The organism is Euzebyella marina, assembly GCF_003687485.1.
Taxonomy (GTDB): Bacteria; Bacteroidota; Bacteroidia; order Flavobacteriales; family Flavobacteriaceae; genus Euzebyella; species Euzebyella marina.
The window spans coordinates 3,072,338-3,088,480 of record NZ_CP032050.1; the positions used below are offsets into that span (position 1 = coordinate 3,072,338).

General features: G+C 39.7%; 14 protein-coding genes. 8 read left to right on the top strand and 6 right to left on the bottom strand.

Annotated elements, in window-relative coordinates; all coding sequences use genetic code 11:
- Positions 1-9: 9 nt before the first annotated feature.
- Entirely contained in the window at positions 10-2,457 is a 2,448-nt protein-coding gene (locus D1013_RS13225) for a YfhO family protein (RefSeq protein ID WP_121849284.1), read from the bottom strand.
- Positions 2,458-2,586: 129 nt separating this feature from the next.
- Positions 2,587-2,850 carry a DUF4834 family protein gene (locus D1013_RS13230; RefSeq protein ID WP_121849285.1) on the bottom strand — a complete coding sequence of 88 codons (264 nt, stop codon included), beginning with the start codon at positions 2,848-2,850 and terminating at the stop codon, positions 2,587-2,589.
- Between the two features lie 175 nt (positions 2,851-3,025).
- Here D1013_RS13230 and D1013_RS13235 point away from each other — a divergent pair, with 175 nt between their 5' ends.
- The 5 genes from D1013_RS13235 to D1013_RS13255 all read left to right on the top strand — a co-directional run bounded on the left by D1013_RS13235 (position 3,026) and on the right by D1013_RS13255 (position 7,899).
- Positions 3,026-4,090 (top strand): transporter, encoded by a 1,065-nt coding sequence (locus D1013_RS13235; RefSeq protein WP_121849286.1) that lies wholly within the window; start codon positions 3,026-3,028, stop codon positions 4,088-4,090.
- Between the two features lie 91 nt (positions 4,091-4,181).
- Positions 4,182-5,309, top strand: a complete 1,128-nt coding sequence (locus D1013_RS13240) for a GTP cyclohydrolase (protein ID WP_121849287.1) — start codon at positions 4,182-4,184, stop codon at positions 5,307-5,309.
- Between the two features lie 110 nt (positions 5,310-5,419).
- Positions 5,420-6,880 (top strand): potassium/proton antiporter, encoded by a 1,461-nt coding sequence (locus tag D1013_RS13245; protein WP_121849288.1) that lies wholly within the window; start codon positions 5,420-5,422, stop codon positions 6,878-6,880.
- An 82-nt stretch (positions 6,881-6,962) separates the two neighbouring features.
- On the top strand, positions 6,963-7,313 hold the full coding sequence (locus D1013_RS13250) for a hypothetical protein (protein ID WP_121849289.1): 351 nt from the start codon (positions 6,963-6,965) through the stop codon (positions 7,311-7,313).
- Between the two features lie 88 nt (positions 7,314-7,401).
- Entirely contained in the window at positions 7,402-7,899 is a 498-nt protein-coding gene (locus tag D1013_RS13255; RefSeq protein WP_121849290.1) for a hypothetical protein, read from the top strand.
- A gap of 57 nt (positions 7,900-7,956) precedes the next feature.
- Here D1013_RS13255 and D1013_RS13260 read toward each other — a convergent pair whose 3' ends face one another.
- From D1013_RS13260 to D1013_RS13270, 3 genes are all read right to left on the bottom strand, one after another.
- Positions 7,957-9,216: a cysteate-C-fatty acyltransferase gene (locus D1013_RS13260; protein ID WP_121849291.1), complete on the bottom strand. Its 1,260-nt coding sequence runs from the start codon at positions 9,214-9,216 to the stop codon at positions 7,957-7,959.
- A 124-nt stretch (positions 9,217-9,340) separates the two neighbouring features.
- Entirely contained in the window at positions 9,341-10,384 is a 1,044-nt protein-coding gene (locus D1013_RS13265; RefSeq protein WP_121849292.1) for a cysteate synthase, read from the bottom strand.
- 82 nt (positions 10,385-10,466) lie between these two features.
- On the bottom strand, positions 10,467-12,593 hold the full coding sequence (locus D1013_RS13270; protein WP_121849293.1) for a S9 family peptidase: 2,127 nt from the start codon (positions 12,591-12,593) through the stop codon (positions 10,467-10,469).
- A gap of 69 nt (positions 12,594-12,662) precedes the next feature.
- Between D1013_RS13270 and D1013_RS13275 the strand changes: the two genes are divergently transcribed.
- Positions 12,663-12,992 (top strand): YbaB/EbfC family nucleoid-associated protein, encoded by a 330-nt coding sequence (locus D1013_RS13275; protein WP_121849294.1) that lies wholly within the window; start codon positions 12,663-12,665, stop codon positions 12,990-12,992.
- A 125-nt stretch (positions 12,993-13,117) separates the two neighbouring features.
- Positions 13,118-13,441 (top strand): YegP family protein, encoded by a 324-nt coding sequence (locus D1013_RS13280; protein WP_162987904.1) that lies wholly within the window; start codon positions 13,118-13,120, stop codon positions 13,439-13,441.
- On the opposite strand, the gene D1013_RS13285 is transcribed toward D1013_RS13280, so the two are convergent.
- Positions 13,436-14,458 carry a threonine aldolase family protein gene (locus D1013_RS13285; RefSeq protein ID WP_121849296.1) on the bottom strand — a complete coding sequence of 341 codons (1,023 nt, stop codon included), beginning with the start codon at positions 14,456-14,458 and terminating at the stop codon, positions 13,436-13,438. The two genes, D1013_RS13280 and D1013_RS13285, sit on opposite strands and share 6 nt — an antisense overlap.
- 221 nt (positions 14,459-14,679) lie before the next feature.
- Here D1013_RS13285 and D1013_RS13290 point away from each other — a divergent pair, with 221 nt between their 5' ends.
- Complete coding sequence (locus tag D1013_RS13290) at positions 14,680-16,143, top strand: circularly permuted type 2 ATP-grasp protein (protein WP_121849297.1); 1,464 nt, start codon at positions 14,680-14,682, stop codon at positions 16,141-16,143.

Consider the following 16,143-nt stretch of genomic DNA (forward strand, 5'->3'; position numbering starts at 1 on the left):
TCAACTCTCTTAACTACTCTTTTCTTCGTCCTTCCTTTTTCGTGAAGAATAGAAAGAAAAGCCAATGCCTCCGATAACTGAGAGCAGTAGAATTACCGAGGATGCCAAGGTAATTTTGCTTCCTGTTTCAACGACTTTTGGTTCAAACTTAAATTCTATGGTATGGTCTCCCTGCGAAACGCGCATGGCACGTAGGGCGTAGTTTACTTTAAAATGTTCTGTTAGTTGACCGTCTACATAGGCGTTCCAGCCATTGGGATAATACATCTCGGAAAAGACCGCAACCCCTACATTCGGGTTAGATGACTTATAGACCAAGTGATTGGGTTGATAGTTGACCAAATCGATAGTTGCCGTAGAATCTACCTGATATTCAAAACGGTTTAATGAGCCGGCATTCGATTCGCGAATCAGAGCCTCCTTTTTTGTGTCTAAATTTTCTAAACCTGTTATTTCTTCATCTGCATCTGGCACTTTACTCAATTTTGAAATAAACCAAGCGTTACCATTGGCCTCTGGATTCAAGGCAGGAAAACTTCTTCCCTCTTCATCTTGCTGAAATACATATTTCACGTTCAGCATGTTCAGAACGTTTATATTACCCTTGTAAATATGGAAACTGAACAGGTCTTCAAGCGCCGCAGGTTTCGCCGCGTGATAACCACCAATAGACTGATGAAAATAAGAGGTTCTCGCTCCGTTGATTCCTTCTGAAGGGTTGTAAACCCTAAAAATGCCTGTGTCCTTTTTTATTTCCTGGTCTAAAGGAGATTCTTCAAAAGGTTCGTTCATCTTGCGTTTCGAAACAAAATCATCCGAATCGACATATCTAAGTCCTATACCCACCAAATCGATCAAAATCAATACTCCGACCAAAATAATGGCTACATTGCCCTTCAGCTTATTTTTGATAAAAAACCACAAAACCAAGGCAGCCAAGAAAACCAATATCATAGATCGAAACAGGTCACTGTTATATACGGAACGTCGATCGGCCTGAATTAACGAAACCAACTCATCTCCATAGTTTTTGATCAAGAAATCATCACTTGGGCCTACAAAATCAAAAGTTCCCTTCACAATCAAAAGCATTAGCCCCAATGCTAAAACCGCAATGGTAGAAAATTTGAGTCCTTTTAATTTTTCTTTAATGGTCAATTCGTCGATGAAGAGCTGACGCAAACCTAAAACGGCCAAGATGGGCGCACAGAGCTCAAGAATTACTTGAATCGATGACACCGCCCTAAATTTATTATAGAGAGGAAAGTAATCGATCATCAGATTGGTCAACAAAGGAAAGTTTTTGCCCCAAGACAATAACAAAGACATAACCACCCCTCCTAAAAGCCACCACTTTGTTTTGCCCTTTACCAGAAATAGCCCCAAGACAAAAAGAAAAATAATAATTGCGCCGATATACGCAGGACCCGCTACAATTGGTTGGTCGCCCCAGTACAATGGCAAACCACTAGAAAAACTAAGGGCCTGCCTACGAGATACTCCTTGATCGATTAAAAAGTCATAGGTCTTTGAATTTTCCCCTAAGTCCTCTCCATTAGAACCACCAAAGAGTCGTGGTACAAAAAGGTCTAAAGATTCAGATATACCATAACTGTATCTCGTAATATATTCTCTATCTAAGCCGGTAAGATTTTCTTTTGTCGACCCATCGGCATTGATTGTCAATTCCGATTTTCCCCTTGTGCTCCAATCAGCGTATTCCTTGGTGGCCATAAGGCCTGTAGCATTGGCCGCTATACCCAATACAACCGCTATCACCAAAATACCTACGGAGATAAAAAAATGTTTTAGAGTTTTTTCTCTGATAGCCTCAATCAAATAAACAGCACCCAAAATCAAGACCAGTAACATGAAGTAATAGGTCATCTGATAATGGTTTGCCCCAATTTCTAAAGCCATGGCTATGGCCGATAAAATGAATCCCCAGATATATTTTTTTCTAAAGACCAGTATGATACCTCCCAACAACATGGGCAGATATCCCAAAGCATGCGCTTTCGCATTATGCCCTACTCCCAAAATAATAATGAGGTAGGTAGAAAACCCGAACGCCAGAGCCCCAAGTACAGCTAATCGATAATCAACTTTTAAACAGCATAACAAAATGTAGAAACCGATTAAATACAGAAAAAGGTAATCGGCCGGTCTGGGTAAAAATCGAATGAGGCGATCTAATTTTTTCACATAATCATGAGGGTAATAAGCCCCTAATTGATAAGTAGGCATACCCCCGAAAGCACTATTCGTCCAGTATGGTTCTTCACCCGTACGTTTTCTGTAATCGTTTTGTTCTTTGGCCATTCCGGTATACTGCACAATATCGGATTGCTGTATGACCTTACCCTGCAGAACGGGATGGAAATAGGCCAATGCGGCGAGAATAAAAAATACGGTAACAAAAAAGTGAACGAAGAAGGCCTTTAATCCTTTTTGCATAACTGGAAATATCGTTTGATTTGGCTAAAATAGCGAACTTATCGAGACTTTCTTCCGATGGTGTTCAAATCAAATAAATCGAAACTGAAAATAGCCGTTGCTCTGAACGAAAAGGTGTAAAAAAATAGTTTAATCTATTTCTTCAAAATCGATGTAATCGCCAACCTTTTCAGAATCACCCTGCTTTTTCTTAGGTTTTTTATCAATGATTACATCGCCTACTCTTTCTTGATGGCCTTGCTGCTGTTGAGAAAATTCACCGAATCTTTCCCTAAAATGTTCTTCGGTCTTACGGGCAGCATAGCCAAATATCTTGGGGGCGAACATTCGGGCCAAAATCTTCACTAGATAATAGACCAATAGTATGACCAAGATAGTTTTTAAAAATGCCATAATTTCTTGGAATGATTATATCAAAAGTACGATTCTCACGTTGTATAAGCAGGGCATAACTGCTAAAATTAACCTAAAACAGTCTCATAGGCTGTCTAGTTTGTAGTAAAACCGGTTCCTTTTTTACCGCTGGCACTTCAATAGCAGTTCTTATTTCAATCGAAAAAAAACATTTATGAAGAACCTGTTCAAGTATGTAATGTTCTTGCTTCCAGTACTCGGTATTAGCCAATATACCGATGTAATTAACTCTAACAGACCCGGGCTTTCGGTCAGTGCCTATGCCGTCGGCAGGAATGTTTTACAATTAGAAACGGGAGTGTTCTTCGAGCAGAGCGACCATGCTCTATTGAATACCGAAAGTAATATCTGGGGCGCAGATTTTGCCTTACGATATGGGCTCTTTTTCGAGCAATTAGAGCTACATTATGAAGGCACCTATCAGGCACAGAATTTGACCTTTACCGAATTAGGTACGTCTAGTAAGCTCAGTGACTTTTCTAGAAATCGAGTTGGATTGAAATATCTCATTTACGACCGCTACAAATCGGAAGAAAGAAACAAACCTAATCTTTATAGTTGGCGCGCGAACAACGTTTTTCAACTGAAAAATTTAATACCTTCTGTCTCGCTTTACGGCGGTGCTACCTTTAATTTAGGAAGCAACCCGTTTTATGTAGGTGATCCAACAGTTAGTTATCGTGGTATGGTAGCGACTCAAAGTAGGCTTACCCCGAGGTTCGTTTTAATAACCAATCTGGCATACGACCGAATTTCAAGTGACTTTCCTGAACTAAGTTATTTAGTTTCATTGTCGCACGCTTTTAGAAACCCTAAATGGAGTGCTTTTGTTGAGCATCAAGGTATAGACAGTGACCGTTACTCAGATCTTTTAATACGTGGCGGGGTAGCCCATTTATTATCCGAAGAAATTCAAGTCGATTTTAACTTGGGTGCCAGTTTTAAAGACAGTCCTTCTCGAGTGTTCGTAACTTTTGGCGGTTCTTACAGGTTTGATTTTCATAAAGACAAACTCAAGGCCATAGACGAGCAAAATGCCAATGAAAATGGGGGCGCCATTAAAAGAAACAGCATGAAGAAAAAGCGCAAAGAGCGTGAAAGAAACGGCAGTGGCGCTGAAGACATTGATTTGGGCCCTTCAAAAAAACAACTTCGAAAACAAAGAAAGCAAGAGCGTAAGAGTAAAAAGTCTGATGATAACGGTGCCATCGATTTTTAGACAAGGGCATCATTCACCGTGTGCGAATTCAAGTCTATAATTTTATTCTCTTTTTAATTATGCCTAATATTGACCCTGCAAATTAAAGTGTATGGTCTCCTTAAAAGAAGCGGTCTCAAAAGACGAACTAAAGGCGTTCGTTAAGTTTCCCTTCGCCCTTTATAAAGATTCTCCGTATTGGGTGCCACCACTTGTTGCCGATGAACTGCAAACTTTTGATCAAAGCGAGAACCCAGCATTTAAAAATGCCGATGCATGGTTTTTTATGGCTTATAAAGATGAAAGACCTGTGGGTAGGGTCGTTGCCATTATCAATCACCTTGAAGTCAATCAACAGAAGATTCGAAAAATGCGTTTCGGCTGGTTTGATTTTATTGATGACCCCGAAGTATCAAAAGCGCTTATTGAAAAGGTTGCCGAAATAGGCAACCAAAACGGATTGGATTTCATGGAAGGACCCGTGGGGTTTTCAAATTTAGACAAAGTTGGGGTTCTCACCGAGGGTTTTGATCATATCGGAAGTATGGTCACGTGGTACAACCACCCTTATTATGTTGAACACTACGAGCGATTGGGCTTTTTAAAGGAAAAAGGGTACGTAGAAAATAAATTTCCTGTCAGCAACGCCGATCCAGCCCTGTTCACAAAATTAAATGAAATCGTAAAGAAGAGATATGGGCTTCGGGAAGTCAATTTTAAAAAAACGGCCGAAGTACTTCCGATGGCAGATAAAATGTTCGACCTTTTTAATGAGACCTATTCAAAACTATCTTCATTCGTACCGGTAACCGAGGAGCAAAAAGCCTATTTCAAGAAAAAATATATTTCTTTCATCAACCCTGAGTACATTAAATTTATTGTCGACAAAGAAGATGACCTCATAGCTTTTGCAATAGTAATGCCCTCCTTTTCAAAAGCATTACAAAAATCGCAAGGTAAACTGTATCCGCTAGGGGTATTTCACATGCTCAAGGCGAAGCACTTTAATAAGGATGCCCTTTTTTATTTGATAGGGATTCACCCTGAATTTCAAAATAAGGGAGTTACAGCCATTATCTTCAACGAATACTATAAAACTTTTAAGAAGAAAGGTATTGAGATGTGTTATCGAACGCCCGAACTTGAAGACAATATTGCCATTCGACAAATGTGGAAGCACTTTGATCCAAAAATTTTCAAGAGGCGCTGTACATATAAAAAGATGCTGGGTACATCGTAAATAACCCTTCGTTTTTCTCATCTGATAATATTTGGTTAATAATTATCTAATTGGCCAAATGCTCTTTTTAATTTAGGTATTTTCGACCTGATGAATTTCACGCTTACCGTATGAACCTTACCATTGAAAATATCGTTTTAGTCGGCTCCGTTTTGTTGTTGATAAGCATTATTGCCGGTAAAACTTCCTATAAGTTTGGGGTTCCTATTCTATTGTTTTTTCTTGGTATAGGCATGCTGGCAGGTTCTGATGGTATCGGCGGTATTCATTTTGACGACCCTAAACTGGCACAGTTTATCGGTTTGGTTTCGCTCAACTTTATACTTTTTTCCGGAGGATTGGACACCAACTGGAACTCCATCAAACCGGTTTTACGTGAAGGTATTGCGCTGTCAACGTTCGGTGTATTGCTCACCGCAGTATCATTGGGTACGTTTGTATGGGCCATTACCGATTTCACCATCTATGAAAGCATGTTGTTAGGGTCCATCGTATCCTCGACCGATGCTGCGGCAGTTTTCTCAATTTTGCGTTCTAAAAGCCTTGCGTTAAAAACCAATCTGAGACCTACCTTAGAATTGGAAAGTGGTAGTAATGACCCGATGGCATACGTATTAACTTTGGCATTTTTGACTTTGGTGGTCAACCAAGACCAAAGTGTATTTTCTATAATCCCCCTATTTCTACAACAAATGCTTTTGGGCGGGTTGGCAGGGTTTGTATTCGGCAAACTCAGCAAATACATTATCAATAAGATTAAATTAGATTTTGAAGGGCTATACCCAGTACTGGTTATATCCCTCATGTTCATCACCTTTTCGGCTACCGACGCTGTTGGAGGTAATGGCTTTTTGGCTATTTATATTTGTGCGGTTTATCTGGGTAACCAAGATATCATTCACAAAAAAACTATTTTAAAGGTATTCGACGGTCTAGCCTGGCTTATGCAAATCGTTCTTTTCTTGACATTGGGTCTTTTGGTGTTCCCCTCTCAAATTGTGCCCATTGCCGGTATAGGTCTGATTATTGCGCTCTTCTTAATCTTTATTGCCCGACCGGTAGGCGTTTTCTTAAGTCTTATCTTCTTTAAAATGAAAATGAGAAGACGTTTTTATATCTCATGGGTAGGTCTACGAGGTGCAGTGCCGATTGTTTTTGCCACTTATCCACTATTGGCAGGCATAGAAAAGGCCAACATGATTTTCAACATCGTATTCTTTATATCGGTGACCTCTGTATTGACGCAAGGCACTACCCTAACCTTGGTGGCGAAATGGCTGCATGTGGCCTTACCCGAAAAGGCAAAAAAATTGACCGCGACAGACCTCTTGATGACTGAAAACCCTAAAGCTTTGATGAAAGAGATTATGGTGACGGAGAACTGTTACGCGGTCGATAAAGAAATAGTTCAATTGGGCTTTCCAAAGAACGCTATTATTGCGATGATTATTCGTGATAACAGTTATATCACCCCCAACGGCACTACAAAAATTCTGGCTGACGACACCTTGGTCGTTCTTGCCGATAAGGCAGAGGTGTTCGAAGAGGTGAATACGACACTTAGAATTTGATACCCTAATTTTCTCATAAAAAATTACCTGTACCCAAGAAGCGAACGTTTGGCGCACTACATTTGTACAGAAGTTTGACTGTATGAGACTCTCTGTTTTATTTTTTGCCATTGTTTACTGCCTAGGCCTACAGCTTGGGGGTTCTTGTACATTGGATTTTAATAAATCGGCAGATTCAGGCTTAAACGATAGCAATAAATACTTTAAGTCTGTTAAATATTTAACCGATGCCATTGAAGTACATGAATTTTCGGAGGCCTCTTCTGTTCCATCGTTAACTCCTAATAACTTCTTACCCCACCATGCTTCAAGTGTTTTTTCTAATGAGGCTTGGTACCAATCGAAAAGCAATTTTTATCAGCGCCTATCGAAATCGCTTGTACTGGCATTTGGTAAAAAAGATATCGCATTTCCTTTTCATTTTTACTGGTAACTTAAAAAGAAGTCACTTATTAATTTTTGACCATTTCCCTTTATTCAAGGGGGAATGACATTCTTTTTAACATCTAAATTTTAAAAAAATGAACATGGATTTGGGCACTCTCATCATAGGTGCCATTCTCGTTATATTATGTTTATCTCCTTTTGTAATTATTGCTTTAAACAGCAATGGTACGGAGAAAAAACTCGTTAAGCTTTTAGAAGCTATGGCCTATAAAAAAGGTTCTACTATTAATAAACATGAGGTTTTTTCAAATTTTGCTATTGGTATAGATCCCAACAATCAGTATTTATTTTATGTAAAGAACTATAAGGGTCACATAATGGAAAAAACAGTTCTCTTAGAAGACTTTAATGATTGTAGCATTATTCAAACGGACCATACGATTAAACAAGCTAAAAAGCGACAGACAATCATTGATAAACTAGAATTACATCTACAGCCTGCAAACAAAGCGGTAAGCGACTATTCAATTGAGTTCTATAACACCGATGAAAGTCTACCGTTAAATGGGCAGTTACAGGCCATGCAAAAATGGAGACATATTATCAAATCGAAACAGCTTAAAGCTGCCTAACTAAAAAGCCCTGCCGATGTTTATCGGCAGGGCTTTTATCTTCTTTTTCAACGAGATTTACTCTCCCATTGCCGCTGCAACTGCAGCAGACAACTTCTTATAGGTGCCGTTTTCTAAACGCTCACGAATGGCAGAAAATGCCTCTAACGTTTCATCTATATCTTCAAGCGTATGTGTAGCTGTCGGAATCATACGAAGAAGAATCAATCCTTTTGGTATTACCGGATACACTACGATTGAACAGAAAATACCATGGTTTTCGCGTAAATCTTTGACCAAAGCCATAGCTTCCGGTATACTACCGTTTAGATAAACCGGCGTTACACAGCTATTGGTATCTCCAATATTGAAGCCCCTACTGGTCAAGCCATTCTGTAAGGCATTTACGTTTTCCCAAAGCTTTGCCTTTAGCTCTGGCATTGTTCTCAACATGTCAAGACGCTTCAGCGCACCTTTCACATAAATCATTGGTAATGATTTAGCGAACATTTGTGAACGTAAATTATATTTCAAATAGTCGATAATTTCTTTATCGGCCGCAATAAATGCGCCTATACTTGCCATTGATTTCGCAAAAGTGGCGAAATAAACGTCGATACCATCTTGAACACCTTGCTCTTCACCTGCTCCGGCGCCCGTTTTACCAAGCGTTCCAAAACCATGGGCATCATCAACAAACAATCGGAATTGGTATTTTTCCTTTAAGGCTACAATTTCCTTTAGTTTACCTTGCTCGCCACGCATACCGAAAACACCTTCGGAAATAACCAGAATACCACCCCCGGTCTGTTCGGCCATTTTGGTAGCACGCTCTAAATTCTTTTCAAGGCTTTCTATATCGTTATGCTTAAAAGTAAAACGCTTACCCATATGCAATCGAACACCGTCGATAATACAGGCATGCGAATCAACATCATAAACGATTATGTCATCTTTTGAGACCAAGGCATCAATGGTAGATACCATGCCCTGATAACCGAAATTCAATAAATACGCAGATTCTTTTTGAACAAAATCGGCAAGCTCATCCTGTAACTGCTCGTGATAATCGGTATGACCGCTCATCATTCTTGCTCCCATTGGGTACGCAGCACCATATTCAGCAGCAGCCTCGCCGTCGATTTTCTTGATTTCCGGAAGATTGGCAAGACCTAAGTAATCATTGATACTCCAAGTAATGACGTCTTTACCCTGAAACTTCATTCGGTTGGAAATTGGACCTTCAAGTTTTGGAAAAACGAAATAACCTTCCGCCTGTGAGGCCCACTTTCCTAAAGGACCTTTGTTCTCTAAAATTCTGTCAAATAAATCTCGCATTCGTTTCGATTAAATTCTGCCTGCAAAAGTATGGTTTTCAGCACGAAATTCATAAAAATATTTGGTGTACAAAAAAGCAACGCCCGTAGGTGTTGCCAAATGAATTCATACCTAGTTAGGCATATTATTCTTTAATGTACTGTATTTTTTGAGCCTCGGCCACAGTTTCGGTATCGAAGAAACCTTGGTCTTCCATCCATTTATCACTGTAGACCTTACTCATATAGCGAGAACCGTGATCCGGAAAGATAACCACTACGTTATCTGTAGATTTAAAAGTACCCGCTTCATTTAATTGTTTAAGAGCCTGCATGACCGCCCCACTGGTGTAACCTGCAAAAATACCTTCTGTCCTAGCTATTTCTCTTGCCGTATGGGCACTTTCAGAGTCGGTTACCTTGATAAATTCATCAATGATATCAAAATCGGTCGCTGCCGGAATTAGATTTTTTCCCAAACCTTCGATACGATAAGGGTAAATTTCTTTTCTATCAAATTCTCGGGTTTCATGGTATTTTTTAAGTACCGACCCGTAAGCATCTACACCGATTATTTTAATATTAGGATTCTGCTCCTTTAAATATCTCGAAGTACCGGAGATGGTTCCGCCCGTACCGCTGCATGCCACCAAATGTGTGATTTGACCACCCGTTTGTTCCCAAATTTCAGGGCCTGTACTGGCATAGTGGGCATCCATATTCAATTCGTTGAAATATTGGTTGATATAGATGGAACCCTTAGTTTCTTGATGCAACCTTTTGGCTACTTCGTAATATGACCTTGGGTCGTCGGCACTAACATGCGCCGGGCAAACATAAACAGTGGCGCCCATTGACCTCAACATATCAATCTTGTCACGGGAAGATTTAGAGCTTACCGCAAGCACACAACTATAACCTTTAATAATACTTACCATGGCGATACTGAACCCCGTATTACCAGAAGTCGTCTCTATGATGGTACTGCCTGGTGTAAGAATACCTTTTCGCTCGGCCTCTTCGATAATATGCATCGCAATACGATCTTTTGAAGAGTGCCCCGGGTTGAAAGCTTCTATCTTAGCAAAGAAGTTACCGGTAAAGCCTTTGGTAATTTTATTTAGTCTGACGAGGGGAGTATTGCCTACGAGTTCTAGAATATTGTTGTAAGCCTTGATCTTTTGTTCCATAAAGGATATCTAGTTTTTGGAAAAAACGGAAGTTTTAAAATTTCCACACATTCCTAAAGGCAAAATTACTATTTTTTTTCAATTAGTCGATTTTACCTTCTAAATCCAATAAAAATGCATATTCTTTGGCCACTTCCTTCAGCGCTTCGAAGCGACCCGACGAGCCACCGTGGCCCGCATCCATATTAATATCAAAAAACAATTGGTTCTTGTCGGTCTTCAATTCCCTCAATTTGGCCACCCATTTGGCCGGTTCAAAGTACTGCACTTGAGAGTCGTGAAAACCGGTAGTGACCAACATATTCGGATAATTTTGAGCTTTTACCTGATCGTACGGTGAATATGACTTCATGTACTCATAATATTCTTTTTGATTAGGGTTGCCCCACTCATCATATTCCCCCGTAGTCAAAGGTATGCTATCATCGAGCATAGTGGTTACTACATCAACAAAAGGTACGGCGGCTATTACCCCATTGTACAATTCGGGAGCCATATTAATTACAACGCCCATCAATAGACCCCCTGCAGATCCGCCCATAGCGTATAAATGTTGGTTACTGGTGTAACCTTCACTTATCAAATATTGAGAACAGTCGACAAAATCTGTAAACGTGTTCATTTTCTTGAGAAGTTTACCGTTTTCATACCATTGTCGACCTAGATACTCACCGCCCCTGATATGTGCAATGGCATAAACAAAACCCCTATCGAGCAAACTTAACCTCACTGTTGAGAAATAAGGGTCAATGGTATGCCCGTAAGAGCCATAAGCGTATTGTAATATCGGTGTGGTAGAGGTAAGTGCGGTATTTTTATGGTAGACAATCGACATCGGTATTTTGGCACCATCTCGTGCCGTTGCCCATACTCTTTTCTCTATGTAATTCTCTTTGTCAAAATCGCCGCCTAAAACTTCTTGTTCTTTTTTGACCTCTTTATCCTTGGTTTTCATATTGAAGTCAATTACTGAACTAGGTGTTGCCATCGAATTGTATGAATACCTCAGGATATCTGTATCAAAATCTGGGTTGCGACCTACCGACGCCGTGTAAGTCTCATTCTCAAAGGGCAAGTAATACACATCAGCCCCATCCCACCTCACTATCTTTATCTTGGTGAGTCCATTCTCTCGCTCTGAGATTACATAATAGTCTTTGAAAATATCTAAGTCTTCTAAAAGCACTTCTTGCCTATGCGGTATAAACTCTTTCCAATTTTCTGAAGAGGTGTCGCTTTCCTCAACTTTCATTAGTTTAAAATTGGTGGCGCCGTCTTTATTGGTAAGCACATAAAAGCTATCGCCATAGTGCGATATACTGTATTCTTCGCCCCTTTTTCTTTTGGAGAACATCTTAAGCGGACCGTCAGGGGCGTCGCTCAATAATATCTGATACTCTGAAGTAAGTGTACTGTACGACCCGACAATAATATATTTCTTTGATTTCGATTTATATACATAGGTGCCGAAAGTATCATCTTCTTCATGAAAAACAAGCATATCATCTTTGGCGTCTGTACCCAACTTATGCTTATAAATTTTATCAGACCTCAAGGTAACCGGGTCTTTCTTGGTATAAAAAAGCGTTTTGTTGTCGTTGGCCCAAACAGAACCTCCGGTGGTGTTCTCTATCTTTTCAGGATATATTTCACCTGTTTCAAGATTCTTGATTTGAATATGATACTGTCTACGAGAAACGGTATCCACCCCAAATGCCGCCAACTTATTGTCAGGGCTAATGGCAATACCCCCGATATTAAAAAATTCATGCCCCTCTGCCATTAAATTACCATCGAACATAATTTCTTCCTCCGCTTGCAAAGATTCTTTCTTTCGGCTGTAAATAGGGTATTCTTTACCCAAGGCATAGCGTGTAATATACCAATAACCATTATGCTTGTAAGGTACCGACTCGTCATCTTCTTTTATACGAGACTTCATTTCATTAAAAAGGCGGTCTTGAAAGTCTTTCGTATGGTCAGTAAGTTTGTTGTAGTATTCGTTCTCAGCGTTCAAGTATGCTATTACCTCAGGATTATCGCGTTCGTTCATCCAGAAATAATAATCCTCTCTAACATCACCGTGCTTCTCTAACTTTTTAAGTACTTTTTTGGCAGTGGGTGCGGTAATTTGGTTCATTTTTTTCTCTTGACTTTGTAATAGGAGCGCAAATGTAAGGGATACGGTGGCAAACAGCTTAGTTTTCATCTGCACATTCAATTTAATTTAACGCACAATTTAGTAATTTTGAAGCCTTGAACTATTAAAATTAATGCTATGTTCGGAGATATGATGGGAATGATGGGTAAATTGAAAGAGACCCAACAAAAGGTAGAGGAAACCAAAAAAAGATTGGATACTGTTACTCTGGAGGAAAGCTCTTCTGAGAGTTTGGTAACTGTCACTATTACAGCCAATAGAGAGGTTAAGGCCATTAAAATAGACGACAGTCTTTTAGAAGATAAAGAACAATTAGAAGACTACCTCGTTCTAACCTTGAACAAGGCCATTGAGAAGGCTACCAAGGTCAACGAAACCGAACTTGCAGCTGTTGCTAAAGAAGGTATGCCCAACATACCAGGCCTTGATGGTTTGTTCGGCAAATAGCCTTTTATAGAGCTCGTCAGTTTACTTTTAGTTCTACTGAGGAAAAATTTGATTTGACCGTTTTAGGAAGATGAAACTTATCTCATCTTCCTACTTTTATTTGTATCTTTTACCAAAAACTGCTAGTGTTAGATACTTTAAAGAATCAAGAAGGCGAATTTCAATTTTTAATAAAGGCCAAGAGTGGACAAATTTTATTGGAAAGTTCATTTTTTGCCACTGAAGAAAACCTAAATCGCGCAATTTCTCACCTAACGAATTCTGATTTGGGCACCAATGATTTCGAAAGAAAAACAAGTCACGATGGGCAGTTTTTCTTTCGTTTTAATGAGGATAACGGAACGGAACTTGCCAAAAGTCAGCTTTACGATTCTGAAATGGGTATGGAAAACGGAATCAAAAACCTCATCAGCCGAATCAACGAACTGAAAGACGAAAACTCGCTATAATTTTCTTAAAATTTCAAGGAAGCTCTTATGCATGCCATCGGTATAATCTAAATGGGTGACGATTCGTAGCTTTCCCTGACCCATTCCGATAATTGAAACTCCATTTTCTTTCAGTTTATCTAAAAACTGTTTCTCTGTCATAAGAGACTTATCTATCTCAAAAATAATAATGTTAGACTCTATGGGTTCTACTTTTTTAATAAAATTGAGATTCAATAAAGTCTCCCCTATTTCTTTAGCCTTCTGATGGTCTTCGGCCAATCTATTTACATGGTTATCCAAAGCAAAAATTCCCGCAGCGGCCAAATAACCAGCTTGTCGCATGCCGCCACCAAATACCTTTCTTACCCTTAGTGCCTTTGCGATATGCTCTTTGCTTCCCACCAAAACAGAACCGACCGGGCACCCCAAGCCTTTACTGAGGCATACACTAATCGTATCGAATATTTCACCATACTGCGAAGCACTCTCCTTTTTTGCCACCATGGCATTCCATAAGCGGGCACCATCTAAATGATAAGCCAAACCGTGTTTTTGGCAGACGGTTTTTATTCGCTGTAATTCCGTGAAATCCCAACAAGCTCCTCCACCTTTGTTAGTGGTATTCTCGATACAGACAAGACTGGTTAGTGGGCTGTGGTAAAAATCAGGTGGGTTGATAACTTCCTCTACCTGTTCAGCTGTCATCATTCCCCTAAAACCATCTACCAAACGACAAGAGACACCACTATTAAAACTTACCCCTCCCCCTTCATAATTGTAGACATGCGCATATTTGTCACAAATCAACTGCTCTCCTGGGTTGGTATGAATCTTAATGGCTGTTTGATTGGCCATGGTACCGGAAGGAAAGAAAAGAGCCGCTTCCATTTTAAACAAGTCCGCCACTTTTTCTTCCAAAGCGTTTACCGTAGGATCTACTTTGAAAACATCATCGCCGACCTCCGCATTCAATATCGCCTTCAACATGCCACTAGTCGGCTTGGTAACCGTATCACTGATCAAATTAATTTCCATAAATAAAGTAAAGGATTATGGTTAGGTGCTACCCCAAAAATTTCAAAGGTAGCCAATAAGGTGCTTTTAACTATCACCAGTAATATACTTCCGACAGTAAAGTGAAATTGGTAAAAATTTCTTCTAAATTTTATGAAAACATGATTTTGAGGTAATATTATTATCGAATTGAGCCCCTATTTTAAGTTGAAAACCAGTACCTTAAAACAAAAGAAATAGACATGGGTAAAATTCAAAATCAAATATTCTCCTCTTATCTTAGAAATCCGGTTTTATACGATGAATTATTTGATAAAACTGGGGAGATAAAAGATATCTATTCTAGGCTATTCGAGCTTTACGGAGGTCATACCATCAAAGAATACGTAAAGCTGAACGACAAGGCAAAATCGTCATTTTTTAATCAAGGTATTACTTTTCAGGTCTACGGGGAAAAAGAGAGTACGGAGAAAATTTTTCCGTTTGACCTATTTCCACGAATTATCGCTCCGGAAGAATGGGAAATCATAGAAAGGGGAGCTATACAGCGTTCTAGGGCCCTCAACCTATTTCTTTGGGATATTTATCACGAGAAAAAAATCATCAAGCAAGGTATCGTACCACTTGAATTAATTAGTTCTTCGGCCAATTACCTGAACCAAATGGTCGATTTAGACCCGCCTGGAGGAATTTACAATCATATCTCCGGTACAGATATCATCAAGCATAACGATGGTAATTACTATGTCCTGGAAGATAACATCAGATGTCCTTCAGGTGTAAGCTATGTTATCTGCAACCGCACGGCTCTTAAAAGAGCCCTCTTCGGTGTTTTTAACCATTATAGAACCCATTCGGTAACGAATTATGCCGAAAACCTTCTTGACCTTCTAGAAACGGTCAAGCCTAAAGGTGTTGATATTCCCAATGTGGTCGTCTTGACTCCTGGAATGTATAACTCGGCTTTTTACGAACATTCTTATTTGGCAAAAACCATGGGTGTCGAGCTCGTTGAGGGTAGAGACCTGTTTGTCGAGAATGACTTTGTCTACATGAAAACTACCCACGGGCCTGAGAAAATAGATGTCATTTACAGAAGGGTCGATGACGTATTTATAGACCCATTGGAATTTAGGGCCGATTCCGCACTCGGTGTGCCAGGGCTTTTTGCGGCCTATAAAAAAGGCAACGTCACATTGGCCAATGCACCAGGTACAGGAGTTGCTGATGATAAGGCCATTTATACCTATATGCCCGATATTATCAAATATTATCTGGATGAAGACCCCATTCTAAACAATGTACACACCTATCATTGTAGTAAGCCCGATGAACTAAAATATGTTTTAGAGCATATAAACGAATTGGTGATCAAACCCGTGGATGAAGCTGGAGGTTACGGAATTTCAATTGGTAACAGGCTTAGTAAAGAGGAAATAGAAGAAGTGAAACTACAGGTAAAGGCCAACCCCAGAAAATATGTGGCCCAGCCTATTATGTCGCTTTCGGTTCACCCCACCTATATCGATGATACCGAATCGTTCGAGCAACGGCATGTAGACCTCCGAACATTTACTATTATGGGAAGAGATCGAGATTTTGTTCTTAAAGGTGGGCTAACAAGGGTTGCTTTAAAAAAGGGCAACTTAATCGTTAATTCTTCTCAAGGTGGGGGATCAAAAGATACGTGGGTATTGAAAAGTTGA